Raw genomic sequence first — 22,266 nt, 5'->3', positions numbered from 1 at the left:
ATGAACCACTACCCCATCGCAATCATCGGCGCCGGCCTCGGTGGGCTCACGCTCGCCCGAGTCCTCCATCAGCACGGAATCAATTCGGCGGTATTCGATCTCGAATCCGGACCGACGGCCAGAACTCAAGGCGGGATGCTCGACATCCACGAGGACTCAGGCCAGATCGCGCTTCGTGCCGCCGGTCTGTACGACGAGTTCCGCGCACTCGTTCATCAAGGCGGTGAACAGATGCGCGTTCTCGATCGAAATGCCGTCGTGCACCTGAGCGAGGAGGACAAGGGAGACGGCGACCGCCCCGAAGTCGACCGCGGGCAACTGCGCGACCTACTACTCGGATCGCTGCCGAAAGACACCGTCCATTGGGGAGCCAAAGTGCGCGGCGCGCATGCACTGCCGGACGGTCGACACGAAGTTCATCTCGCGGACGGCTCCCACGTCACCACCGATCTTCTGGTCGGCGCCGATGGTGCGTGGTCGAAAATCCGTCCACTGGTTTCACACGCCACCCCTGCATACACCGGAATATCCTTCGTGGAGTTCGACCTCCACGACGCTGACAACCAGCACGCGGAATCCGCCGAAACAGTCGGCGGCGGAATGATGTTCGCGCTCAGTGCCGACAAGGGCTTCCTTGCCCATCGTGAGACGGACAACAGTCTGCACATCTACGCTGCCCTCCGAGTTCCCGAGAGTTGGGCTTCGAGCGTCGATTTCTCCGACGACCACATTGCGAAGAAGATTCTGCTGGAACACTTCTCGGACTGGGACGAGTCGTTCCGGTCGATGATCGTCGAAGCGGACAGCTCGTTGACCCCTCGTCCCATCCATGCTCTTCCCATCGGACACAGCTGGAGTCGCGCTCCAGGCGTCACACTGCTCGGGGACGCGGCCCACGTCATGTCGCCGTTTGCCGGAGAAGGCGCGAACCTGGCAATGCTCGACGGCGCCGAACTCGGTCAAGCGATCACGTCACACAGCGACACGGAGAAAGGACTCGCTGCCTACGAAGAGCGACTCTTCCCGCGCAGCGCCGCATCGGCACAACAGTCGGCTGATGGTCTGGACATGTGCTTCGGCGAGAACGCACCCCAAGGGCTCCTGGACATGTTCAACGCACACGGGTAATCCAAATCCCACCCCTCCACCGCGACTACTCGCGCAGAGTCGTCAAGAAGGCAATACGGTCGCCGCGGTAGAGCGAGCGCACCCGCTCGATCGGCACGCCCTCCGGGTCGACGGACGTCCGGTGCAGCAGAAGCATCGGCATAGAGGTCGTGGACTCGACGAGCGTCGCCTCACGCGGCGAGGCAAGTACCGTCTCGATTCGTTCGGTAGCGGAGGCGAAGACCACGCCGATGGAGCGGATGGCAGCGTACAGCGATGTCGTCGCATCGAAGGCGTCGATCATCTCACCGAACCTGCTGTCCGGCAAGAACGTTGATTCGAGTCCGATCTTCTCGCCGTCGGCGAAGAGGACACGCTCGAGATGAACGACGGTGTCGCCCACCTCGATACCCAACTCAGTGGCGAGACCGTCGTCGGCCGACATTCGTTCGAAGGTCACGACTTCACGACTGGGCACTCGCCCAGCGCTCAGCGCGCCCTCGGTGTAGGAACGAAGCGAAAGGGGCTGCACCAATTTCGGACTCGCAACGACGGTTCCCCGCCCACGCCGCTCGATCCGTCCTTCGACGAGCAGATCGCGAAGCGCTTGACGGACCGTCTCACGAGCGACGGTGAACCGCGATGCCAGTTCCCGCTCCGACGGGACGGCATCACCTTCCGCGAGCCCACTGAGAATGGTCTCGATCTCGGTGCGGACGCGGTAGTACTTCAGCTCCGGCTCGATCACGACGCTCGAGGTCCCCGGCCCGGTGGACGTCTGCTGATTCATGGCGCAAGCGTACAAGAATTCGGTCTATACCAATTGTTAACCTGGAGTTCGTCTCGATTCCCCCTATTGGTCTAGACCAAACGTCACTATCTCTACATGCGAATTTTGATTGTGGGCGGAGGAATCCTCGGAACGGCGCACGCCGACGAGGCAATCCGCCGGGGACATGAGGTTGTTCATCTCGAACGCGAGCCGGAAGCCCGCGGTGCCACGGTACGGAACTTCGGACTCGTCTGGGTATCCGGGCGAGCTCCCAACGAACTCGAAGCCGCGCTACGCTCGCGCGAGTTGTGGGCAGACCTTTCCGCCCGTGTCCCCGGCGTCGGATACCGACCGGCGGGTTCGATCACCCTCATGCGCACCGAGGAGGAAGTCGCGGTCGCGCAGGAAGCGTTCTCTCGGCCGGACGCTCACAACAGAGGGTTCGCGCTCCTGGATCCCGACGCCGTTCGTGCCGTCAACCCAGCACTCCGAGGGAAGTTCTTGGGCGGACTGCACTGCAGCCTCGACGCTGCAGTCGAATCACGGCAAGCGCTCCCCGCCATCCGGTCGCATCTCGATGCCAGCGGCCGTTACACCTTCCACGCCGGAACAGAAGCTCGTGAGATCACGACGAACAGCACCGGCGTACACATCCGCGACGACCACGGCCGCAACTTCGACGCCGATCTCGTGATCGTCTGCCCCGGAGCAACACTCGGCGGATTGGCTCGCGATCTCGCCGGAGATCTCCCCCTGCGCCGTGTGCGCCTACAGATGATGCAGACGGCCCCACTCGGCGAAAAGCTCACCACCGCAATCGCAGACGGCGACAGCTTCCGCTACTACCCCGGTTTCGCCGGATCGGCCCTCGATCACCTTCGCACCGTGCAGCCGCAGGAACCGACTGCCGAGGCGCACCGCATGCAGCTCCTGTGCGTGCAGCGCTTGCACGGCGGGCTGACCATCGGCGACACCCACGAGTACGAGGAGCCGTTCGACTTCGACGTCGACGAGGCGCCCTATCGCCATCTGTCCACAGTGGTGGAAACCCTTCTGGGACGCGATCTTCCGCCCATCGTCAAGCGATGGGCGGGCGTCTACAGCCAGTGCCTCGACCCCTCACAACTGGTTCACCGCGCACAGGCCGCCGACAACGTCTGGGTGGTTGCCGGCCCCGGTGGCCGCGGTATGACGCTCGGCCCGGCACTGGCAGAACAAACCGCCGACCAGCTCGGTCTCTGAATCCTTCTGACAAGAAAGACTTCTCATGTCTCCCATCACCCTTGCCGTTCTCGATATGGCCGGCACCACCGTCGCCGACGACGGACTGGTTCTTCGCGCCTTCGCTGCCGCCGCTGAAGCCGGCGGACTGCCCGACGAAGGCCCGGAAGCCGATGCCGCTCGCCAGTACGTCCTCGACACGATGGGCCAGTCGAAGATCGTCGTGTTCCGCGCGATCTTCGGTGACGAAGACCGCGCCCAGGCCGCGAACGCAGCCTTCGAAACCACGTACGACTCCCTCATCGACCAGGGGCTCGCCGAGCCGATCCCCGGCGCGGAGAAGGCGATAACCACACTCCGCGAGGCCGGCATCAAAGTTGCCTTGACCACCGGGTTCAGCCGATCGACGCAGGACAAACTCCTCGTCGCGCTCGGCTGGGAAACCCTGGCCGATCTCACCCTCTCCCCCGCCGAAGCCGGTCGCGGTCGCCCGTTCCCTGACTTGATTCTGACTGCGCTGCTCAAACTCTCGATCGACGACGTCCACCAGATCGCCGTACTCGGCGACACGTCCAACGACGTGCTCAGCGGCATTCGCTCCGGCGCAACCATCGTCGCCGGAACTCTGACCGGCGCTCACGACGAGCAACAACTGCGCGGCGCCGGTGCCACCCACATCGTCCCGTCCGTGACGGAGTTCGCCGAACTCCTCACCCACCCCTGATCTCACCTCCGAAAAAGGAATCGTCATGCGTCTACGCCCGAGCATCGCTGCGGCCGCTCTCGCCGTGTCCGTCCTTTCGTTCACCACAGCCTGCGGTGGAACCGGCACTGCCGCCGGATCAGATACCGAAACCGTCACCGTCTACAGCGCCGACGGCCTGTCCGGTTGGTACAAGGGCAGATTCGACGCCTTCACCGCGCAGACCGGCATCGCTGTCAACCTGGTGGAAGCCGGTTCCGGCGAGGTCGTCTCCCGCGTCGACAAGGAGCAGTCCAACCCACAGGCCGACGTCATCATCACCCTGCCGCCGTTCATTCAGAAGGCCGACGCGCAAGGTCTGCTCGAGCCCAGCGGAATCGACACCTCCGCCGTTCCGGCCGACGAGAAGGACGACGCAGGCAAGTACGTACCCGTCGTCGAGAACTACCTCTCGTTCATTGCCAATCCGACTGCATCACCCGCCCCACAATCTTGGGACGACCTACTCACAGATCAGTTCAAGGGCAAGTTGCAGTACTCCACGCCCGGCCAGGCCGGCGACGGCACCGCGGTGCTCTTGCTGCTCCAGCACCTGATGGGTAAGGAAGGAGCACTCGACTACCTCGGAAAGCTCCAGGCAAACAACGTCGGACCCTCGTCCTCGACCGGAAAGCTCCAGCCCAAGGTCAGCAACGGAGAGCTGCTGGTCGCCAACGGTGACGTCCAGATGAACCTCGCTTCGATCGCGGACGACGGATCGAAGTTCGACATCTTCTTCCCTTCCGGAGCCGACGGCACTCGCACCACCATTGCACTGCCCTACGTGATGGGGCTCGCCAAGAGCGCTCCGAGCAGCGAACAAGCCAAGAAGCTCATGGAATTCCTGCTCTCCGAGGAATCCCAGAAGACCGTCGCCACCGATGCACTCGGCATATCGGTCCGCGAGGACGTCCGAAGCGCTACCGGTGAATCCACCGACAAGAACACGCCTTCCGGAGTTCTGCAGGGCGTCAACGTGTGGACCCCGAACTGGAACGACGTCCTCAGCTCGCTCGACGCCGACATCGCCGCCTACCAGAAAGCCACCGGGAGCTGATCATGGCAAGAACCAGACTGGGGCGGACGCTCCCCGAGACCGTCGGTGTCCACGGAGCGATCGAACATTCGGCTCCGGCCATCACCTTCGATCGCGTCAACGTCGCCTACGGCCGCGGAAAGACCGCAACCCACGCCCTCGTCGATTTCAATCTACGAGTCGCGCCGGGTGAAACTGTGGCACTGCTGGGGCCCAGTGGATCCGGCAAGTCGACCGCTCTGAAGGCCCTCGCGGGATTTGTCCGCCCCACGTCCGGTTCGGTCAAGCTCGGCACCCGAGACATCACCACTCTCCCTCCCTCACAACGAGGAATCGGCGTCGTCGTTCAGTCGTACGCGCTCTTCCCACACATGAGGGTCTCCGAGAACGTGGCCTTCGGACTCCGAGCCCACCGTGTGCCGCGGTCGGAGATCGGCCCACGCGTGGCCGAAGCCCTCGACATGGTCGGGATGTCGGCGTACGGAAAGCGTCTGCCGCGTGAGCTTTCCGGCGGTCAACAGCAGCGGATTGCCATCGCTCGCGCGTTGGCTATTCGTCCCGGAGTACTCCTCCTCGACGAACCGCTGGCCGCCCTGGATGCTCAACTTCGCGAGAGCATGCTCGGCGAACTGGCGAGACTGCGCGCCGCACTGCCTGACACAGCCATGCTCTACGTGACACACGATCAGAGTGAAGCCCTGGCGCTCGCGGACCGAATCGCAGTGATGCGCAATGCCAGACTCGCGGACATCGACACCGCGGAGGCCTTGTGGAAGCGTCCGCCGTCCAGCTTCACGGCGGCCTTTCTCGGCGGCGCCAACCTGTTGCCCTGCACGGTCACTCGCGTCATCGGTACCTCCGCGTTGGTCTCGATCGGTGGCGCTCCGTTCACTGCTCACGCCCCTCAACCCGAGATCGGGCGCATCGAGTGGGAGTCCGACATGGATGCCTACCTGTGTGTTCGTCCGCACGCGGTAGTGGTGACCGGCGTCGGCGCACGAGGATCATTCCCGGCACGCATCGTCTCGAGCGTCTGGCGTGGTTCAACGACGCGTCTGACACTGGCTGTCCGTGGCCTCGACGACGTCCGCGTCGACGCGGATGTTGCAGGCCACGACGAACGACCGGTCGACACCGAGGTCGGCGTCATCTTGCCCACGGACGGCAGCGTTCTGGTTCCGGCGGATCGCCGGCCATGACCACAACCTTGGAACGCCCCGAAACCGCTATGCCCCAACACAAAGACCCGATTCCGTGGCGCCGGATCGGGTGGGCGCTACCGCCACTGCTTCTGGTGCTCGTGTTCGCGGTGTATCCCACCGCGCGGGTCCTCACGGAATCGCTGAGCACCGCAGACGGCATCGGTCTGTCCACGTGGTCTTCGGTGCTCGGATCGGAACTGTTCCGAACCGCGCTCTGGCGGACCATCCACATCGCCGTGGCGTCGACCCTGGGTTGCCTGGTCCTCGGCACTTTCCTCGCCTTGGTGCTGGCCTTCGTTCCGTTCGCCGGATCAAAGGTGGTGGGGCGATTGATCGACACGGTGCTCGCGCTGCCGTCTTTCCTGATCACGTTGGCGTTCACGTTCCTGTACGGCACGGCCGGCGCCGTCAACGCCTTGATCGTCCGCGTCACCGGCGACGCGAATGGGCCCCTGAATTTCCTCAACACTCCCTTCGGTGTGATCGCGGCCGAAATCACCTTCTTCACGCCCTTTGTCGTGCGTCCACTTCTTGCGGCATTCACCCAGATTCCGCGTGAACAACTCGACGTCGCAGCCAGCCTCGGAGCGTCACCCGTACGAGTTCTGCGACAGGTGGTGATGCCGGAAGCGTGGCCCGCACTCCTGGCCGGTGGATCGCTCGTGCTTCTGATGACGCTGAATGAATTCGGCATCGTGCTCTTCACCGGAGCCAAAGACGTCGTAACTCTGCCGGTCCTCATCTACACCCGTGGCATCGTCACCTTCGACTTGCCAGGCGCGGCAGTGATCGCGACCGTCCAGGTCGCACTCTCACTCGGCTTGTACTGCCTCTACCGATTCACCTTCAACAGATTAATGGGAGGCAGCCGTGCTGCTGTGGACACGAAGCTCTAGGGCTTTCGTTCTCGGATTCTTCGCCCTCGTCGTCGCGGTCGTTTTCGTCGCACCCATCGCCACCGTCGTCGCGGCTGCGCTGGCCGGATCGTGGACGGGGCCACTCCCGTCGAATCTCGGCGGCAAGAACTTCTCCACGGCGCTGTCCGACGAGAACTTCGCCAGTCTGACCGTCAGCTTGCAGACTGCGTTCATCTCGGGAGTATTGGCACTGATCGTCGGAACGTGGGCCGCGCTGGCCTCTCGTGAGGCACCGATGTGGCTGCGGCGCATCACCGATGCCGTATTCCATTTACCGATTGCGGTTCCGTCGGTCGCGATCGGCTTGGGTCTGCTCATCACTTTCAACGAGCGCCCACTTCTGCTCGGCGGTACCAAGTGGATCGTGATTCTCGCTCACACGGTTTTGGTGCTTGCCTTTGCCTTCAGTTCCGTATCGGCCGCGCTCGAACGGCTCGATCCCGCCTACCGTCAAGCTGCCGAATCACTCGGCGCCGGCCCAGTGCGGGTGCTGACGCGGGTGACGCTACCGCTGCTGCTCCCAGCATTGGGTGCGGCCGCCGGGCTTTCCATCGCACTGTCGATGGGTGAGCTGGGCGCAACGGTCATGGTCTACCCGGCGACATGGAAGACCTTGCCGGTCAGTATCTTCGGACTCACCGACCGCGGCCAGGTATTTCTTGCCGCAGCAAATACGACACTGCTGCTTGCAGTTACCCTGGTCGCCCTCATGGTGGTCGGCAGAATCCGTCGGCGCTGACCTTGCTGTGCGCCTTTATTAACCGCCCGCGGTTAACAAAGGCGCACAGCAGGGGTTTAGCCCTTCCGCAAGATGTACCGCTGAACCTTGCCGCTCGGGGTCTTGGGCAGGTTCGGAACAAAGTGCACGGTGCGCGGGTACGCGTGCGCCGCGAACTTCTTCTTCACCAACGTCTGCAGTTCCTTCTCGAGTTCGTCGTCGCCGTCGACGCCTTCGCGGAGAACGACAAACGCCTCGAGGACCTCACCGCGCAACTCGTCGGGCATGCCCACGACGGCGGCCTCGATGACGTGCTCGTGCATGACAAGCACGCTCTCGACGTCGAAGGGTCCGATGCGGTAGCCGGCCATGATGATGACGTCGTCATCTCGCGAGGAGAAGAAGAAGAATCCGTCCTCGTCCGTCATTCCGGCATCACCGGTGATGTACCAGCGGCCGTCTTCGCTGAATCGCTGCTTCGTCTTCTCCGGAGCATCGACGTATCCGGTGAACCACATCAACGGGCTGTTATGGGTATCGATCGCCACGCGGCCCTGAGTGCGAGCCTGTGCGATGTCATCCGAATTGTCTTCCAGCACAGCAGCAGACCAACCCGGCAACGGACGACCCATCGATCCGGGGCGCACGTCCTCACGCAGCCCGTCGGCCCATGCATTGACGATGAACATGCCGTGCTCGGTCTGGCCATAGTGATCACGGACCTCGACGCCCAACGAGTTCTTCGACCACGCAACAACGTCCGGAGTCAAGGGCTCACCGGCCGAGGACGCGCGGCGCAGCGAAAGCCCTTCCGGAACCGGCGCCTTGTCGGCACGCAGACTGCGGTACACGGTCGGAGCGGCCGCAAAATTGGTGACACCGAACTTCTCGATGATCTGCCACGTCAGGGGCGCGGAGAATCCGGCGTGCAGCAGAATGCTTCGCGTTCCGGCGGCAAGTGGGCCGAGCAACGCGTAGTACAACCCGTACGCCCAGCCCGGGTCCGCGGCGTTCCAGAACACGTCGTCCTCACGGACGTCGAGGCCGAACTCCTGGTAGGCGTGGAACGACGCGAGCGCACGCACCGGTACCGGCACGCCCTTGGGTGTTCCCGTGGTGCCGCTGGTGAACAACTGCACCATCGGCGCATTTCCGCCGACGGCCTGAGCAGCGCCCTTCGGGTCTTCTGCATCCTGAGCTGCGAGGAGGGCGTCGAAGTCCAATTCGTCCCCGGCCGCGCCGCCGGCGACGATGACCTGCCACGCCGCGTCGGCGGGGATGTCCTCACCCGGCGCGAGCTTGTCGAGCTGATTGGCGTCGGAAATGACGACCTTCGCACCGCTGGCCGTCAAACGGAATGCGATGGCGGGCGAGGCGAATGCCGTGAACAACGGCACGTGGACCGCGCCGCGGCGCCAGATTCCGAGGAGCGCGACCACGAGATCCGCAGACTTGCCCATGAGAGTCGCTACGTTGTCTCCCGGCTCGACTCCGAGCTCCGCCAGAGCTGCTGCGAAACGCGCCGACTGCTCACGTAGATGACCGTAAGTGAGGTCCACCGAGCTAAGGTCTGCCTCGACGACGGTGAATGCAACGCCATCCGCGGGATGCCGATCGCAGAGCAATTCTGCGGCGCTGGCATGCGGGGTGTCGTACTGGTCCAGCAGCTCGCGCACCCGTGCGGTGGGATCGGTGCTCATCAACTTGCTCCTTATCGATCGTCGTATGGTTGGCCCGACCGGTTACGTTGGCGGCTCGTCATACGTACTGTTCACCCCCTATGATCTAGCTCACAAGAGAACTTCACTACCCCCAGAAAGGGGTACCTGCGTGAATCGACATGCTTCGTCACTTCTGCGTCCCCGCGACGGGGACGCAATGCGAGGTGAACTCCGAACCATTGCAGCTCAGGGTGTTGTTCCTGTGCTGTTCGGAGGCGAGGTCCAGGACGGAACCCTGCACCTGAGCGAATTCGTCGGCACCCGCACAAACAACCTCAAGGGCTTGGCCATCCCGCCGCGCTCGGGCATGGGCGGACGCGTCGTAGCCCAGGGTTCACCGATCACCGTCAACGATTACGGCAATTCGCAGTCCATCACTCATCACTTCGACCGTCCTGTTCTCAGCGAGGGCCTGCATTCGATCATCGCCGTTCCGGTCATGGTTTCGGGAAAATCGCGCGCTGTGCTCTACGCCGCGATCCGTGATTCCGCTCCGTTGGGTGACCGCACAGCAGACGTCATGGTCGGCGCATCCCGGCGTCTCGGGATGGAGTTCGCCATCCGCGACGAAGTCGATCGTCGCCTGCAATTACTGCAGGCCGCCGCAGCAACCACCGCCGACGGTATGTCTTCGGAAGAGATCCGCGGAGTCCACGCCGAACTACGCAGTGTCGCCCAGACCGTCACCGACACCGACTTGCAGACCAAACTCCGCGGACTCTCCCAGCGTTTGGCCAACTTGCTGCGTCCGACCGCCGACGCCGAATCCGACGTCACGCTCACCCCACGCGAAGTGGACGTTCTCTCTCAGGTCGCACTCGGCTGTACCAACATCGAAGCCGGCCAACGGCTTTCCCTTCGCCCGGAAACAGTCAAGAGCTATCTGCGAAGCGCGATGGGAAAGCTGGACGCCAGCTCACGCCACGAAGCCGTGGTGACCGCCCGGAGGTTGGGACTGCTCCCCTGACGGGTCAGTAACCTTCCGGCAGGGCGGTGAGCATGTCGCGGGTGACTGCGACGGCGTTGTCCGAACTTCCGCCCCGCACAACCAGAGTCGCGAAGGCCAGGTTCCCGCGATAGCCGACGAACCACGCGTGCGATCCCCCGTCGACCTCGGCTTCACCGGTCTTGCCGTACACCTCACCCTGATCTTCGACGCGTTCGGCGGTACCACTGGTGACGACGAGTCGCATCATTCCGCGCAGACCGTCGACCATGGCCGGTGTGATCGCCGGGCGCTCACCGTCGATGGTGGTTTCGCGCCCTGAAATCAGTTGCGGCACCGGTGTCGAACCGTTCGCGACCGTCGCCGCCGCCATCGCCATTCCGAACGGACTGACCACGACCTTGCCCTGACCGAATCCGTCCTCGGTCCGCTGCACCAGATCCGACGCCGGCGGCACCGAACCGGAATCGATCGGCAATCCCACCACGTTGTAGTCCTGGCCGATGCCGAACTGCGCTGCGGCAGTGGTCAACGTGTCTGGTTGCATCTCGCTGGCCAGCTTGGCGAAGGACGTGTTGCACGAACGGGCGAAGGCCGTTGCCATCGGCACCGTGCCGAGTGAGAACTCGTTGTAGTTGGGGACGCTGCGCTCGCCGATCTCGATTCGGCCCGGGCATGGCACCATCGTGTCGGGAGTCGCCTGACCCGTCGAAATTGCCGCGCCAGCCGTGATGATCTTGAACGTCGAACCGGGCGGGTACTGACCCATCGTCGCGACCGGTCCGTCGCGGTCTGCTGCCTTGTTCTGCGCAACGGCCAAAATGGCACCGCTCGACGGTTCGATGACCACCATCATCGCCTGATCCTTGTTCACGTTCACCGCGCGTTGCGCAGCGATCTGGATGTTGCGGTCCAGACTGATACTGAACGACGGAACCGGTTGCGGCGCAGTCTCGGTCAACACGTCGGTGTCGACGCCGTTCTGGTTGACCGTGACGACACTCCAGCCGGCCTTGCCGTCGACCTCGTCGATGATCGTCTTCTTGATCTGCCCGAGCAGGTCAGGTGCGAACTCCGGGTCGGTCGAGACCAGATCCGATTCGTCCGACACCGAAACCCCGGATATGGCTCCCAGTTGCGCGGAAACCTGGTCGTAGTCGTCACTACGCAACCTGGTCACCAGATAGTCGCCCTTGACGGCCGTCGACGATTCCGCGATCGACTGACCCGTCAGCGACGAATCGAATCGCCCGAGAACGCTTGCGAGACTGTTCGCGGAGCCGATGATGTCGTTGCTCTTCGAGCGATCGAACTTCACGCGGTAGACGATTCCCGGCACGAGGACGTCCGTGCCCGAATGCTCGTTGACCCTCGCCCTCGGCGCAGCGGTTGCCCGCAACGACATCGTCTGTTTGTCACCGAGACGGGGATGAACGTCCGTCGAACTCCACCGGACAGACCAGTCGCCGTCCTTGCGACCCATCTGCAGCTCGCCGTCGTAGGTCCAGACGCGGTCCTTCGGGAGATGCCACTCGTAGGTGTAGCCGACCGTCGCGGTGTCTCCGTTCATCTTCACCGACGTGGTCTCAGCGGTCATCGACTCGGCCTGAAGCGCATCCCAGGAATCGCTCAACACGGGTCCGGCAGAATCAGGCCGGTCCGTAAATTTTGCTGCCTCGTCGATGTCTCTGTCACCGAACGCACTCAGGAACTGCTGCGCGACGGGCTCGGGGCCGGCGGGTTTCGGAGTACACGAACTGATCCCCACCGCCAAGAAAATCACGGTGCAGGAGGCCAACAGTTGGGCCGAGCGACTACGAGAGAAATGCCGAGTGTTCATCGAGCCCCATACTAGGGCGGCAACCGACGCGGTCAGGGTAGGCGCGACCATTGCACCCACCGTGTGCGGTCAGTCGAGCAGTACCGTCGAGAAAGTTGCGACCTGTCGGAACCCGACCCGCGAATAGGTCGACCGCGCAATCGTATTGAAGCTGTTGACGTACAGGCTCGCAATGCGACCGGTCGCCATGATCGACTCCGCGACAGCCGCCGTTCCGGTCACGCCGAAGCCCTGTCCGCGAAACTCGGGATTGACCCAGACGCCCTGAATCTGGCCACAGCGCGCGGACATCGAACCGACCTCCGCCTTGAAAACGACCTGGCCGTCCTCGATGTGCGCCCACGCTCGCCCGGCGGCGATCAGGCTTGCGACACGATGCCGATAGCCGCGCCCACCGTCGTTGGCACGCGGATCGACGCCCACCTCTTCGATGAACATCGCGATCGCGGCAGGCAGGTAGATGTCGAGTTCGTCGGAGCGGACCTGCCGGACCAGAGGATCCGACGGGCATGCCAGCGGCTCGGATACCGCGAGCAACGGTTGTTCGGGGCGGACCTCCCGCGCAGTTCCCCAATCCAGTTCGAGCATTTCCCAGAGCGGCAACGCCAACTCGGCGCGGCCGACCACTGACGAGCACATGCGTGGAATCCGACAGGCACGGTCGGCGAATGCTCGAATGTCATCCGGATCGCCCCGAAGCGGAACCAGATTTGCCCCGGCAAAGCACAAGGACGACAACGGCCCGCCACGACTCCACAGCTCGCCGTGAATCATTCGTGGGTCGACGCCGCATTCTTCGACGCGCGCGGCAATCATGCAGGCCGCGACCGGATCGGCGTCGAGTACCGCTCGGACGTCATCGAGATCTCGACTTCCGACCTGCTTGGCTCCGAGGAGTTTGAGCATCCGTCAACCCCCTCGACTCGACTGCGCGTCCACGAATATCACTACCCGATCATGATGCACTCAGATTGCCACGAACCTGACACCGACGGGGAAGATTCATCCGGCAATCACTCAACTCACGGTGACGACCGGCGCACCCTCCGAAGCGTCGCCCTCCATGCTTTCGGCAATTTTCATCGCCTCTTCGATCAACGTCTCGACGATCTGCGCCTCGGGCACCGTCTTGATGACCTTGCCCTTGACGAAGATCTGGCCCTTGCCGTTGCCGGACGCCACACCGAGGTCAGCCTCACGCGCTTCACCCGGTCCGTTCACGACGCAGCCCATGACTGCCACGCGAAGCGGAATCTCCATGCCCTCGAGACCCGCGGAGACCTCGTCGGCGAGTGTGTAGACGTCAACCTGTGCGCGGCCACACGAGGGGCATGAGACGATCTCGAGCTTGCGCGGACGCAGGTTCAGCGACTGCAGAATCTGGTTACCGACCTTGATTTCCTCGGCCGGCGGGGCTGAGAGCGACACACGGATGGTGTCGCCGATGCCCTCCGCGAGCAGCGCACCGAAGGCGACCGCGGACTTGATCGTGCCCTGAAACGCCGGACCCGCCTCGGTGACACCGAGGTGCAGTGGGTAGTCGCACTTGGCGGCGAGTTGGCGGTAAGCCTCGACCATGATCACCGGATCGTTGTGCTTGACGGAGATCTTGATGTCACCGAAGCCGTGCTCTTCGAACAACCCGGCTTCCCACAGCGCAGACTCGACCAACGCTTCAGGCGTCGCCTTGCCGTACTTCTCCATCAAGCGAGGATCGAGCGAACCGGCGTTGACGCCGATGCGGATCGGAATGCCGGCATCGCCCGCGGCCTTCGCCACCTCTTTGACGCGGCCGTCGAATTCCTTGATGTTGCCCGGATTGACGCGCACCGCAGCGCATCCCGCCTCGATTGCCGCGAAGATGTAGCGCGGCTGGAAGTGGATGTCGGCGATAACCGGAATCTGGCTCTTCTTCGCGATGGTCGCCAAAGCGTCCGCATCTTCCTGGCGCGGGCAGGCGACACGGACGATGTCACATCCGGAAGCGGTCAGTTCGGCGATCTGCTGGAGCGTTGCGTTGACGTCGTGCGTCTTCGTGGTGCACATGGACTGCACCGAGATGGGGAAATCGCTGCCCACACCTACCGTGCCGACCTGCAGCTGCCGAGTCTTGCGGCGAGGAGCAAGAATCGCTGCGGGTGCCGAGGGCATTCCCAGTCCGATAGGGATGGTCACGTCTGTGCCTTCTTTCATAGCTTCTCTGCAAGTTTAGCCGGGCGATCGCCGCACTACCGCGCGGCAACCGTCGCCCTGCTCACACGGTCAGAAGATCTTGATCGGATTGACGATGTCAGCTGTGAGTGTCAGCAACATGAACGCGCCACCGATCACGATGAATACGTAAGTAATCGGAAGGAGTCTCGTGTAGTCGACCGGACCGCCCGGGATCAGGCCGCGGCGGGCGCGGAACCAATCGCGAATCTTCTCGTAGAAGACCACCGCGATGTGTCCGCCGTCGAGCGGCAGCAGCGGCAGGATGTTGAAAACACCGAGGAAGAAGTTGATCGACGCGAGCAGCCCGACGAACATCGGCCACTCGGCTCGATCAGCAGCCTCGCCGCCGATCACGCTGGCGCCGACCACACTGATCGGTGTGTCCAGCGCCCGCTCGCCGCCCGTGACCGACTCCCACAGAGCCCCCACCTTCGACGGAATGTCAGCCAACGCCTTCACCGAGTCGACCATGATCTGGCCGGTGTAGTCGAAGGCTGCCGGAACAGCCGTGAGCGCGTTGTACTCGACCAACGCCGAGCCGGGTCCACCGATTCCGACAGCAGATACTTCTTGCTTCACGGGAACACCACTGGCGGAGTTCACGTATCGCTGGACGCGTTCGGGAACGACCGTGATCGACAATGCCTCTCCCTCGCGATCAACCGACAACGTGATGGGGCCGTCCACACCTCGAATAGCTGCTGCCACCTCGGGGAAGGTACTCGTCGACGTTCCATCGACTGCGGTGATTCGATCTCCCGATTTCAGGCCCGCATCGCCCGCAGGGCCGCCACCCGAGCACGCTGTCAGCTCGAAGTTGCCGTCCTGACCCAGCTGATCGGGGGCTACACACGTGACTTCTTGAACCACTGGTTGAGCAGGCTCAGTTCGGCCCCAGCCGAGGAGCAATGCGTAGATCAGGAGGAACCCGAGAATGAAGTTCATCGCGATACCGCCGGACATGACGACGACGCGCTTCCACGCCGCCTTCTTGTACATCGCGTGCGGCTCTTCTTCAGGCGTCATCTCGTCGAGAGCCGTCATGCCTGCGATGTCGCAGAATCCGCCCAGCGGCAGTGCCTTGAGTCCGTACTCGGTCTCACCTCGACGGAACGAGAAGATCTTCGGTCCGAAGCCGATGTAGTAGCGGCGAACCTTCATTCCCAAAGCCTTGGCCGTCCACATGTGGCCGGCTTCGTGCAGGGCGATGGACACGCCGATGCCGAGGGCAAACAGCACTACGCCCAGTGCAAAAACCATGAAAGTTCTAGCCCTCCTGCTTCACGAGCTGACGCGCTCGTGTGCGTGCCCAGCCGTCCGCGGCCAGAACGTCGTCCACGGTAACCGGTTCCGCGGACCATTGACCTGCATCGTCGAGAACAGCAGCCACCGTGCGGACGATCGCCGGGAACGAAATGACGCCGTCGAGGAAAGCCTGAGCCGCCACTTCGTTGGCCGCGTTGTAGATCGCAGTGAAGCAGCCGCCGGATTTGCCTGCACTTCGCGCGAGATCGACGGCGGGGAACACCGACGAATCGAGCGGCTCGAATTCCCAGGTGGAGGCGGTCGTGAAGTCGCATGCCGACGCCGCACCTTCGATACGGTCCGGCCAGCCGAGAGCGAGAGCGATCGGAAGCTTCATGTCCGGTGGGCTTGCCTGCGCCAGCGTCGAGCCGTCGAAGAAGGTCACCATCGAGTGCACGATCGACTGTGGATGCACGGTGACGTCGATGCAGTCGTAGTCGATCCCGAACAGCAGATTCGTCTCGATCAGCTCCAGGCCCTTGTTGACCAAGGTTGCCGAGTTGAGGGTGTTCATGGGTCCCATCGACCAGGTGGGATGCGCTTTCGCCTGAGCCGGATTCACACTTTCGAGATCCTCGGCGCTCCAGCCGCGGAACGGCCCACCGGAAGCGGTGAGAACCAACCGCGCCACCTCGTCGCCCGTTCCCCCACGTAGACATTGGGCCAACGCCGAATGCTCCGAGTCGACCGGCACGATCTGGCCGGGAGCGGCAGCTTTGGTCACCAACGCTCCGCCTGCGACAAGGGATTCCTTGTTCGCCAGCGCCAGACGTGCACCCGAGTTCAAAGCCGCCAGGGTCGGTTCGAGTCCCAACGAACCGACGAGCGCATTGAGGACGACATCGGCACCGCTGTCGCGAACCAGTTCCGTCACTGCGCTCGGTCCCGAACGAGGCGTCACCGATTCCAGAGCAGCGGCAGCCGCGGGATCGGCGACGGCGACGTCGGTGACGCCGGTTGCGCGGATCTGCTCGGCCAACAATTCGACGTTGTTGCCGCCCGCTGCCAGTCCGACTACTTCGAAACGATCGGGGTTGGCAGCAATGACCTCCAGCGCTTGGGTACCGATCGAACCGGTACTGCCGAGGAGGAGGACGCGGGTACGTGTGGTTTCCTGCACTCGCCCATTGTTCCTGATAACACCTGAGAACAACCTTATCGACGCCCAACTACGTACGACAGGCAGTCGTATGTCACCATATTGGGCAGTAGTGCAACCGAATGAGCAGGAGGATCGACCGTGGCCGATACCCAGTTGGACGTCAAGTCCAGCGCCCCCGTCGTGGTCTCGCACGTCGATGAGGCCGAGGTTCCCTCTGCCGCATGGGGGTGGAGTGGTGAAGGACTCAAGTTTTTCCGTTTCCTCGGATGGTTCTTCGCAATATTCCTGCTTCTGATGATGATCGGTAACCATCACGGCAAGGTCGAGGATCTGTGGCTCATCGGCACCGCCGGATTGATGATCTTCATTCTGGTCCGCGACATCGTCATCCGTCGCCGCCCGCGCTAGAGACCTGACAAAGAGAAGGCCTCCACGAACGAAAGTTCTTGGAGGCCTTCTCTTTACGTGTTTCAGGCCTAGAACGATTCAGACCTGGAGCGTCTCAGTTCTCGGCGGCCAACTGGCCACAGGCTGCGGCAATTTCCTGGCCGCGCGTATCGCGCACCGTGCACGAGACGCCCTGGGCGATGACCCGACGCACGAACTCACGCTCGACGTCCTTCGGGCTCGCGTCCCACTCACTGCCCGGAGTCGGGTTGAGTGGAATCAGGTTGACGTGCACCAACCCGCCGAGCGCCTTCTTCAGCTTCTTGCCCAGCATGTCCGCACGCCACGGCTGATCGTTGACGTTCTTGATCATCGCGTACTCGATGGACACACGGCGGCCGGTCTTGTCTGCGTAGTATCGCGCGGCTTGGAGCACCTCCGACACTGACCAACGGTTGTTGACCGGCACTAGCGTGTCGCGCAGTTCGTCGTCCGGCGTGTGCAGCGATACCGCCAACGTGACGCTCAGGCCTTCGTCGGCGAGCTTGCGGATCGCGGGAGCGAGGCCGACGGTCGAGACCGTGACCGACCGCTGGGACAGGCCGAGTCCGTCCGGTGCGGGCGAGGTGATGCGTCGAACCGCCGCCACCACACGCTTGTAGTTCGCCAACGGCTCGCCCATGCCCATGAACACGACATTCGACAAGCGGCCGGGGCCGCCGGCTATTTCACCGTCGCGCATGGCTGCTGCCGCCTCCCGAACCTGATCCACGATCTCGGCAGTCGAAAGGTTGCGGTCGAGGCCGCCCTGACCCGTCGCACAGAACGGGCAGGCCATTCCGCAGCCTGCCTGACTCGAGATGCAGAGTGTCGCCCGATCGGGATAGCGCATCAGGACGCTCTCGAGCAGCGTTCCGTCATGTGCCTTCCACAGGGTTTTGCGTGTGTCGCCCGAATCGCACGCGAGATGCTTGATCGGCGTCAACAAAGTCGGGAAGAGCGAATCCCCCACCTTTTCGCGTACCGATGCGGGGAGGTCGGTCATCTTTTCCGGATCTGCTTCGAGCCGAGCGTAGTACTGACGCGCCAGCTGATCGGCCCGGAAAGCGGGAAGGCCGAGCTCTTTCACCGCTTCTTTGCGCTCGGCGGAATCGAGATCGGCGAGGTGCCGTGGAGGCATTCCGCGCTTGGGTGCAGTGAAAACGAGGGGAAGAGAGGCAGCCATAGTTACACCATTGTCCCATTGTTTTGGGGTGCTACCCCACTGCCACCCGATTGTGGCCGGATTACCCGTGCAACTTCGCGCAGGTTGCGTGATGATCATGTCATGTCAACCACACCAGAGGATCCGTCGAACTCCCCCGTGTACGGCCCCGCCGACGGTTTCGGTCCCGACCCGGAACTCCCGAAGGTGGGCGAGGACAAGGCAGTCGAAAAACACGATCCCGAACCGAACCCGACGCCTGAACCGACGCCGACCGGAACCGCGGTTACCGACCGGACCAGGGCTGCGACGACGTGGGTTGGCCTGGTCATCGGCGCAATCGTGCTGATCATGCTGCTGGTGTTCATCTTGCAGAACCTCGAGAGCGTCTCCGTCAAGATCCTGGCCTGGCAAATCGACTTTCCGCTCGGAATCACGATCCTGCTTTCCGCGATCGCGGGCGCATTGATCATGGCGTTGGCAGGCGGGGTTCGCATCATTCAGATCCGGCGCGCAGCCAAGCGGCAGATGTGACTGAAATCTAGTTACGCAATTGGGTCTACCCGCGGGTAAGCAGGCATCATTGTTGTCGTGGAAATCACCCGAAAGGCCCTGATGTGACTACTCACATGGAGAGACCTGTGACCTCGCGTATTGCCCCGCAACAGGCAAGATCCTGGCTCCTCGTCCCCGCATCCAAACCGGACACTTTTGACGCCGCTCTCGCGAGCGCCGCCGACGCCGTCATTCTCGATCTCGAGGATGCCGTCACCGCGCCCAACAAGCCGGCCGCTCGCCGCGATGTCGTCGCATTCCTGAGCGAACATAATCACGCGTGGGTTCGGATCAACGACGCAACGACACCGTTCTGGGAAGAGGATCTCGCCGTACTTGCGGGCCTCCCCGGACTCGAGGGTGTCATGCTCGCGAAGACCGAAAGCGGCCAGCAGGCCGACGCCACCGCCGAGCGACTTCCCGAGGGCACCAAGATTCTTGCGCTCGTCGAATCTGCGGTGGGACTCGAAGCTGCTCCCGAGATCGCACGCACCGACGGAATCTTCCGTCTTGCATTCGGCAGCGGAGACTTTCGTCGCGATACCGGGATGGACGACTCGCCCACCTCGATGTCGTACCCGCGCTCGCGACTGACAATCGCCAGTCGCGCCGCTCGTATCGCTCCGCCGATCGACGGCCCCACGCTAGGCCCCGACCTGGATTTGCTCGCTCGAGACTGCGCGATCACCTTGTCGCTCGGCATGGCCGGCAAGCTCTGCATGACCACCGCGCAGACGGCTCCCGTCAACGCCGGCCTGAGCCCCTCCGTTGCCGACGCCATCTGGGCACAGAACGTCATCGACGATCTCGGCGAAGATGGCTCACGCGTACGCGACGGCAGTGACTTGCCCAAGCTCGCCAAGGCAAAGAAGATCCACAAGCTCGCCACCCTGTTCCACATCCACACCAATCACTAATCACCTTTACTACTGAATCGGTCCAGAAAACGTCAGGCGCTCACGTCGGAGCGCCTGACGTTCGTCCGTTCGAGCCCGGTCACGAAAGTTCGAGTGACCGCGGTTTGAATCGAACATGGATCCGGTATCGCACCGCAAAGGCCAATCCCGTCACTTGCGAGAACGCACGCTCGGCGGTCTTCTCGGTGAACTCGATCCCGAGTACTCGCCGCAAGTCGTCGCGATTCTCGAACTCCCACCGGGCGTCGACACGGGTGAGAGAGAATCCCTGAGCCTCGAAAAACGCTTCGACGGCCGCGGGATCGTATTTGGGCAGATCCGCCCTCATCCACTCTCCGTACGGGCCGGAGCTCACGTCCAGGTCCACGATCAGCAGGGCTCCCCCAGTCCTCAGGATGCGCATCGCCTCACGAATCCCCGGGCCGCAGCCTTTGCCGAAAAAGTACGCCGTTCGGGCATGAACGAGATCGACGGAAGCATCGACCAGACCCGTGGACTCTGCGGAACCCTGGACCACGTCGATCGACGCCGAATCACGGGTTCGTTCTCGCGCGGCCTTCACCAGCGGCGCGTGCGGCTCCACTCCGATAACACGGCGCGCGGTACGAGCGAACTCCGGTAGGTGAAACCCCGCGCCGCAGCCGACGTCGACGACGTCGAGTCCAGACCAGTCGACCTGGGCTCGCATCGCGGCCCAGATGGAACCGTCGACGTCCTGCGCACGGTTCTCGACCTCGTAGACGTCCGGCCAGTGCCAGATGTTGGGACTGGGGATGGGCTTGGATCGGCCCGAGAAGAAATCACGCACGAGAAATCAGACGAGTGCGTACAGAATCAGCCAGGTGACAAATGCCGACGGCAGAAGCGAATCGAGGCGATCCATGATTCCGCCGTGGCCGGGAAGCAAAGTTCCCATGTCCTTGATGCCGAGTTCACGCTTGATCTGCGATTCGATCAGGTCACCGACCGTCGCGACGACCACCAGCACCACGCCGAGCAGGACGCCGATCATCGAGTTCGCGTCGAGGATCAGGGTCACCGAAAGCAGGCTGCCGATGACGCAGAAAATGAGGGAGCCGACGAATCCCTCCCAGGACTTCTTCGGGCTCACCGCCGGGACCATCGGGTGCTTTCCGAACAGGACTCCCGCGGCATAACCGCCGACGTCGGAACACACGACGCCGATCATCAGGACAAAGACACGACCCGGGCCGTCGTCTTCGAGCACCATCAATGCACCGAAGGACGCCAACAGCGGGATCCACGCCAGAACGAACACCGTGATGGAGGTGTCTCTCAGGAAGTTCTTCGGAGTCGCCTTGAGCCCGTGGTCGAACAACCGCCACACCATGCACACCAGGACAGTCGCGGTGAATCCGCTGAGCACTCCGACCGGTCCCCACGGCCAGCCGAGCCAGATCGTGGCTTGCCCTCCGACGAGCAGCGGAATTCGCGGCACCTCGATGTCGGCTTCACGAAGCCGCGTGGTGACCTCCCACGTCGCGATGAACATCGCGATCGCGACTACAGCGATCCACCCCGGAGGCAGAAAGATCAAAGTGCCGATGACCAGGGCGCCGAGACCGGCTCCGACGCCGATGGCGGCAGGTAGGTTCCTGCCTGCCTTCGACTTCGGCGGTTGCGCGCCCTCAGCGCCGCCCGTAGGCCCGTCCGTGACGGGACCACCGGCGGTTCCCTCTTGTGCGTGCACCCAGACTCCCTGATCTACTCCCGACGACAAACACTGCAAACGAGGAGGCTATACCTCCATCAACTCTGCTTCCTTGTGCTTGACGAGTTCCTCGACCGTGTGCACGTACTTCGCCGTGGTCTTGTCGAGTTCTTTCTCTGCGCGACCGACCTCGTCCTCGCCGGCTTCGCCGTCCTTCTGGATCCGGCCGAGTTCGTCCATCGCCTTGCGGCGGATGTTGCGCAGCGTGACCTTCGAGTCCTCGCCCTTGGACTTGGCCTGCTTCACCAGTTCACGACGACGCTCTTCCGTGAGCTGCGGAACCGAGATACGGATGATGCTGCCGTCGTTGGACGGGTTGACTCCGAGATCCGAGTTGCGGATCGCCGTCTCGATCGCGTTGAGCTGCGAAGCCTCGTAGGGCTTGACGATGACCATGCGCGCCTCGGGGACGTTGATGCTCGCGAGCTGCGTGATCGGTGTGATCGATCCGTAGTAGTCGATCACGATGCGCGAGAACATACCGGGGTTGGCGCGTCCGGTACGAACCGAGCCGAGATCGTCCTTGGCTACCGTGACAGCCTTTTCCATCTTCTCTTCTGCCTCGAAGAGCGCTTCATCGATCACGGCTGTTCCTCCATGTTGTTCTGCATCATTTTTCGGGGTTCAC

General features: G+C 63.0%; 22 protein-coding genes. 11 read left to right on the top strand and 11 right to left on the bottom strand.

Going from position 1 to position 22,266, the window contains the following annotated elements:
• A complete protein-coding gene (locus tag ACFQ6H_RS23705) occupies positions 1 to 1,128 on the top strand; it encodes an FAD-dependent oxidoreductase (RefSeq protein WP_378648954.1) in 1,128 nt (375 codons plus the stop codon).
• A gap of 25 nt (positions 1,129 to 1,153) precedes the next feature.
• On the opposite strand, the gene ACFQ6H_RS23700 is transcribed toward ACFQ6H_RS23705, so the two are convergent.
• Entirely contained in the window at positions 1,154 to 1,897 is a 744-nt protein-coding gene (locus ACFQ6H_RS23700; RefSeq protein ID WP_378449514.1) for a GntR family transcriptional regulator, read from the bottom strand.
• 96 nt (positions 1,898 to 1,993) lie between these two features.
• On the opposite strand from ACFQ6H_RS23700, the gene ACFQ6H_RS23695 reads away from it, so the two are divergent.
• From ACFQ6H_RS23695 to ACFQ6H_RS23670, 6 genes are read left to right on the top strand one after another with little or no spacing between them, the layout of a single operon-like run.
• Positions 1,994 to 3,121, top strand: coding sequence for a TIGR03364 family FAD-dependent oxidoreductase (locus ACFQ6H_RS23695; RefSeq protein WP_378648952.1), 1,128 nt, complete (start codon positions 1,994 to 1,996; stop codon positions 3,119 to 3,121).
• A gap of 25 nt (positions 3,122 to 3,146) precedes the next feature.
• Positions 3,147 to 3,824 carry a phosphonatase-like hydrolase gene (locus ACFQ6H_RS23690; RefSeq protein ID WP_378648950.1) on the top strand — a complete coding sequence of 226 codons (678 nt, stop codon included), beginning with the start codon at positions 3,147 to 3,149 and terminating at the stop codon, positions 3,822 to 3,824.
• 25 nt (positions 3,825 to 3,849) lie between these two features.
• Positions 3,850 to 4,899 (top strand): 2-aminoethylphosphonate ABC transporter substrate-binding protein, encoded by a 1,050-nt coding sequence (locus tag ACFQ6H_RS23685; RefSeq protein ID WP_378648948.1) that lies wholly within the window; start codon positions 3,850 to 3,852, stop codon positions 4,897 to 4,899.
• Between the two features lie 2 nt (positions 4,900 to 4,901).
• Complete coding sequence (locus ACFQ6H_RS23680; protein WP_378648946.1) at positions 4,902 to 6,077, top strand: ABC transporter ATP-binding protein; 1,176 nt, start codon at positions 4,902 to 4,904, stop codon at positions 6,075 to 6,077.
• The gene (locus ACFQ6H_RS23675) at positions 6,074 to 6,976 is read left to right on the top strand and encodes a 2-aminoethylphosphonate ABC transporter permease subunit (RefSeq protein WP_378648944.1); all 903 of its coding nucleotides are present in this window, start codon (positions 6,074 to 6,076) and stop codon (positions 6,974 to 6,976) included. The genes ACFQ6H_RS23680 and ACFQ6H_RS23675 overlap by 4 nt, the downstream gene beginning before the upstream one ends.
• Positions 6,951 to 7,736 carry an ABC transporter permease gene (locus ACFQ6H_RS23670; protein WP_378648942.1) on the top strand — a complete coding sequence of 262 codons (786 nt, stop codon included), beginning with the start codon at positions 6,951 to 6,953 and terminating at the stop codon, positions 7,734 to 7,736. Before ACFQ6H_RS23675 ends, ACFQ6H_RS23670 begins: the two co-directional genes overlap by 26 nt.
• Positions 7,737 to 7,792: 56 nt before the next feature.
• Here the strand turns inward: ACFQ6H_RS23670 and ACFQ6H_RS23665 are convergent, their stop codons facing one another.
• The gene (locus tag ACFQ6H_RS23665) at positions 7,793 to 9,415 is read right to left on the bottom strand and encodes an AMP-binding protein (RefSeq protein WP_378648940.1); all 1,623 of its coding nucleotides are present in this window, start codon (positions 9,413 to 9,415) and stop codon (positions 7,793 to 7,795) included.
• A gap of 178 nt (positions 9,416 to 9,593) precedes the next feature.
• Between ACFQ6H_RS23665 and ACFQ6H_RS23660 the strand changes: the two genes are divergently transcribed.
• Positions 9,594 to 10,403: a LuxR C-terminal-related transcriptional regulator gene (locus tag ACFQ6H_RS23660; protein WP_042450799.1), complete on the top strand. Its 810-nt coding sequence runs from the start codon at positions 9,594 to 9,596 to the stop codon at positions 10,401 to 10,403.
• A 4-nt stretch (positions 10,404 to 10,407) separates the two neighbouring features.
• Here the strand turns inward: ACFQ6H_RS23660 and ACFQ6H_RS23655 are convergent, their stop codons facing one another.
• From ACFQ6H_RS23655 to dxr, 5 genes are all read right to left on the bottom strand, one after another.
• Positions 10,408 to 12,222 (bottom strand): penicillin-binding transpeptidase domain-containing protein, encoded by a 1,815-nt coding sequence (locus tag ACFQ6H_RS23655; RefSeq protein WP_378648973.1) that lies wholly within the window; start codon positions 12,220 to 12,222, stop codon positions 10,408 to 10,410.
• A gap of 69 nt (positions 12,223 to 12,291) precedes the next feature.
• On the bottom strand, positions 12,292 to 13,128 hold the full coding sequence (locus ACFQ6H_RS23650) for a GNAT family N-acetyltransferase (RefSeq protein ID WP_378533721.1): 837 nt from the start codon (positions 13,126 to 13,128) through the stop codon (positions 12,292 to 12,294).
• 111 nt (positions 13,129 to 13,239) lie between these two features.
• Positions 13,240 to 14,397, bottom strand: coding sequence for a flavodoxin-dependent (E)-4-hydroxy-3-methylbut-2-enyl-diphosphate synthase (ispG, locus tag ACFQ6H_RS23645; RefSeq protein WP_378449524.1), 1,158 nt, complete (start codon positions 14,395 to 14,397; stop codon positions 13,240 to 13,242).
• A gap of 87 nt (positions 14,398 to 14,484) precedes the next feature.
• Positions 14,485 to 15,696 carry a M50 family metallopeptidase gene (locus ACFQ6H_RS23640; protein WP_378648938.1) on the bottom strand — a complete coding sequence of 404 codons (1,212 nt, stop codon included), beginning with the start codon at positions 15,694 to 15,696 and terminating at the stop codon, positions 14,485 to 14,487.
• 7 nt (positions 15,697 to 15,703) lie between these two features.
• The gene (gene dxr, locus ACFQ6H_RS23635; protein WP_378533725.1) at positions 15,704 to 16,861 is read right to left on the bottom strand and encodes a 1-deoxy-D-xylulose-5-phosphate reductoisomerase; all 1,158 of its coding nucleotides are present in this window, start codon (positions 16,859 to 16,861) and stop codon (positions 15,704 to 15,706) included.
• A gap of 120 nt (positions 16,862 to 16,981) precedes the next feature.
• Between dxr and ACFQ6H_RS23630 the strand changes: the two genes are divergently transcribed.
• On the top strand, positions 16,982 to 17,251 hold the full coding sequence (locus ACFQ6H_RS23630) for a DUF2631 domain-containing protein (protein WP_003942762.1): 270 nt from the start codon (positions 16,982 to 16,984) through the stop codon (positions 17,249 to 17,251).
• Between the two features lie 94 nt (positions 17,252 to 17,345).
• Here the strand turns inward: ACFQ6H_RS23630 and rlmN are convergent, their stop codons facing one another.
• Positions 17,346 to 18,455: a 23S rRNA (adenine(2503)-C(2))-methyltransferase RlmN gene (rlmN, locus tag ACFQ6H_RS23625; RefSeq protein ID WP_378533727.1), complete on the bottom strand. Its 1,110-nt coding sequence runs from the start codon at positions 18,453 to 18,455 to the stop codon at positions 17,346 to 17,348.
• Positions 18,456 to 18,557: 102 nt separating this feature from the next.
• On the opposite strand from rlmN, the gene ACFQ6H_RS23620 reads away from it, so the two are divergent.
• Together ACFQ6H_RS23620 and ACFQ6H_RS23615 are read left to right on the top strand one after the other, a co-directional pair.
• Complete coding sequence (locus ACFQ6H_RS23620) at positions 18,558 to 18,968, top strand: lipopolysaccharide assembly LapA domain-containing protein (protein WP_378533729.1); 411 nt, start codon at positions 18,558 to 18,560, stop codon at positions 18,966 to 18,968.
• Positions 18,969 to 19,063: 95 nt separating this feature from the next.
• The gene (locus ACFQ6H_RS23615; RefSeq protein WP_378534542.1) at positions 19,064 to 19,906 is read left to right on the top strand and encodes an HpcH/HpaI aldolase/citrate lyase family protein; all 843 of its coding nucleotides are present in this window, start codon (positions 19,064 to 19,066) and stop codon (positions 19,904 to 19,906) included.
• Positions 19,907 to 19,985: 79 nt separating this feature from the next.
• Here ACFQ6H_RS23615 and ACFQ6H_RS23610 read toward each other — a convergent pair whose 3' ends face one another.
• Genes ACFQ6H_RS23610 through frr form a run of 3 tightly spaced genes read right to left on the bottom strand, consistent with a single transcriptional unit; the run spans position 19,986 to position 22,223 of the window.
• Positions 19,986 to 20,714 (bottom strand): class I SAM-dependent methyltransferase, encoded by a 729-nt coding sequence (locus ACFQ6H_RS23610; RefSeq protein WP_378648936.1) that lies wholly within the window; start codon positions 20,712 to 20,714, stop codon positions 19,986 to 19,988.
• Between the two features lie 6 nt (positions 20,715 to 20,720).
• Positions 20,721 to 21,617, bottom strand: a complete 897-nt coding sequence (locus tag ACFQ6H_RS23605; RefSeq protein WP_283303770.1) for a phosphatidate cytidylyltransferase — start codon at positions 21,615 to 21,617, stop codon at positions 20,721 to 20,723.
• 48 nt (positions 21,618 to 21,665) lie between these two features.
• A complete protein-coding gene (frr, locus tag ACFQ6H_RS23600; RefSeq protein WP_003942777.1) occupies positions 21,666 to 22,223 on the bottom strand; it encodes a ribosome recycling factor in 558 nt (185 codons plus the stop codon).
• Positions 22,224 to 22,266: the final 43 nt, after the last annotated feature.

Source organism: Rhodococcus sp. NPDC056506, assembly GCF_042794945.1.
GTDB lineage: Bacteria > Actinomycetota > Actinomycetes > Mycobacteriales > Mycobacteriaceae > Rhodococcus_F.
The sequence above is the reverse complement of the archived record's forward strand: the minus strand, read 5'-3'. Positions and strand labels throughout refer to the sequence as shown.

What these genes read in the sequence shown, in the direction of transcription:
- ACFQ6H_RS23705 (WP_378648954.1), top strand. Translation starts at nt 1, where the DNA reads ATGAACCACTACCCCATCGCAATCATCGGCGCCGGCCTCGGTGGGCTC.
- ACFQ6H_RS23700 (WP_378449514.1), bottom strand. Translation starts at nt 1,897, where the DNA reads ATGAATCAGCAGACGTCCACCGGGCCGGGGACCTCGAGCGTCGTGATC.
- ACFQ6H_RS23695 (WP_378648952.1), top strand. Translation starts at nt 1,994, where the DNA reads ATGCGAATTTTGATTGTGGGCGGAGGAATCCTCGGAACGGCGCACGCC.
- ACFQ6H_RS23690 (WP_378648950.1), top strand. Translation starts at nt 3,147, where the DNA reads ATGTCTCCCATCACCCTTGCCGTTCTCGATATGGCCGGCACCACCGTC.
- ACFQ6H_RS23685 (WP_378648948.1), top strand. Translation starts at nt 3,850, where the DNA reads ATGCGTCTACGCCCGAGCATCGCTGCGGCCGCTCTCGCCGTGTCCGTC.
- ACFQ6H_RS23680 (WP_378648946.1), top strand. Translation starts at nt 4,902, where the DNA reads ATGGCAAGAACCAGACTGGGGCGGACGCTCCCCGAGACCGTCGGTGTC.
- ACFQ6H_RS23675 (WP_378648944.1), top strand. Translation starts at nt 6,074, where the DNA reads ATGACCACAACCTTGGAACGCCCCGAAACCGCTATGCCCCAACACAAA.
- ACFQ6H_RS23665 (WP_378648940.1), bottom strand. Translation starts at nt 9,415, where the DNA reads ATGAGCACCGATCCCACCGCACGGGTGCGCGAGCTGCTGGACCAGTAC.
- ACFQ6H_RS23660 (WP_042450799.1), top strand. Translation starts at nt 9,594, where the DNA reads ATGCGAGGTGAACTCCGAACCATTGCAGCTCAGGGTGTTGTTCCTGTG.
- ACFQ6H_RS23655 (WP_378648973.1), bottom strand. Translation starts at nt 12,222, where the DNA reads ATGAACACTCGGCATTTCTCTCGTAGTCGCTCGGCCCAACTGTTGGCC.
- ACFQ6H_RS23650 (WP_378533721.1), bottom strand. Translation starts at nt 13,128, where the DNA reads ATGCTCAAACTCCTCGGAGCCAAGCAGGTCGGAAGTCGAGATCTCGAT.
- ACFQ6H_RS23640 (WP_378648938.1), bottom strand. Translation starts at nt 15,696, where the DNA reads ATGGTTTTTGCACTGGGCGTAGTGCTGTTTGCCCTCGGCATCGGCGTG.
- rlmN (WP_378533727.1), bottom strand. Translation starts at nt 18,455, where the DNA reads ATGGCTGCCTCTCTTCCCCTCGTTTTCACTGCACCCAAGCGCGGAATG.
- ACFQ6H_RS23620 (WP_378533729.1), top strand. Translation starts at nt 18,558, where the DNA reads ATGTCAACCACACCAGAGGATCCGTCGAACTCCCCCGTGTACGGCCCC.
- ACFQ6H_RS23615 (WP_378534542.1), top strand. Translation starts at nt 19,064, where the DNA reads ATGGAGAGACCTGTGACCTCGCGTATTGCCCCGCAACAGGCAAGATCC.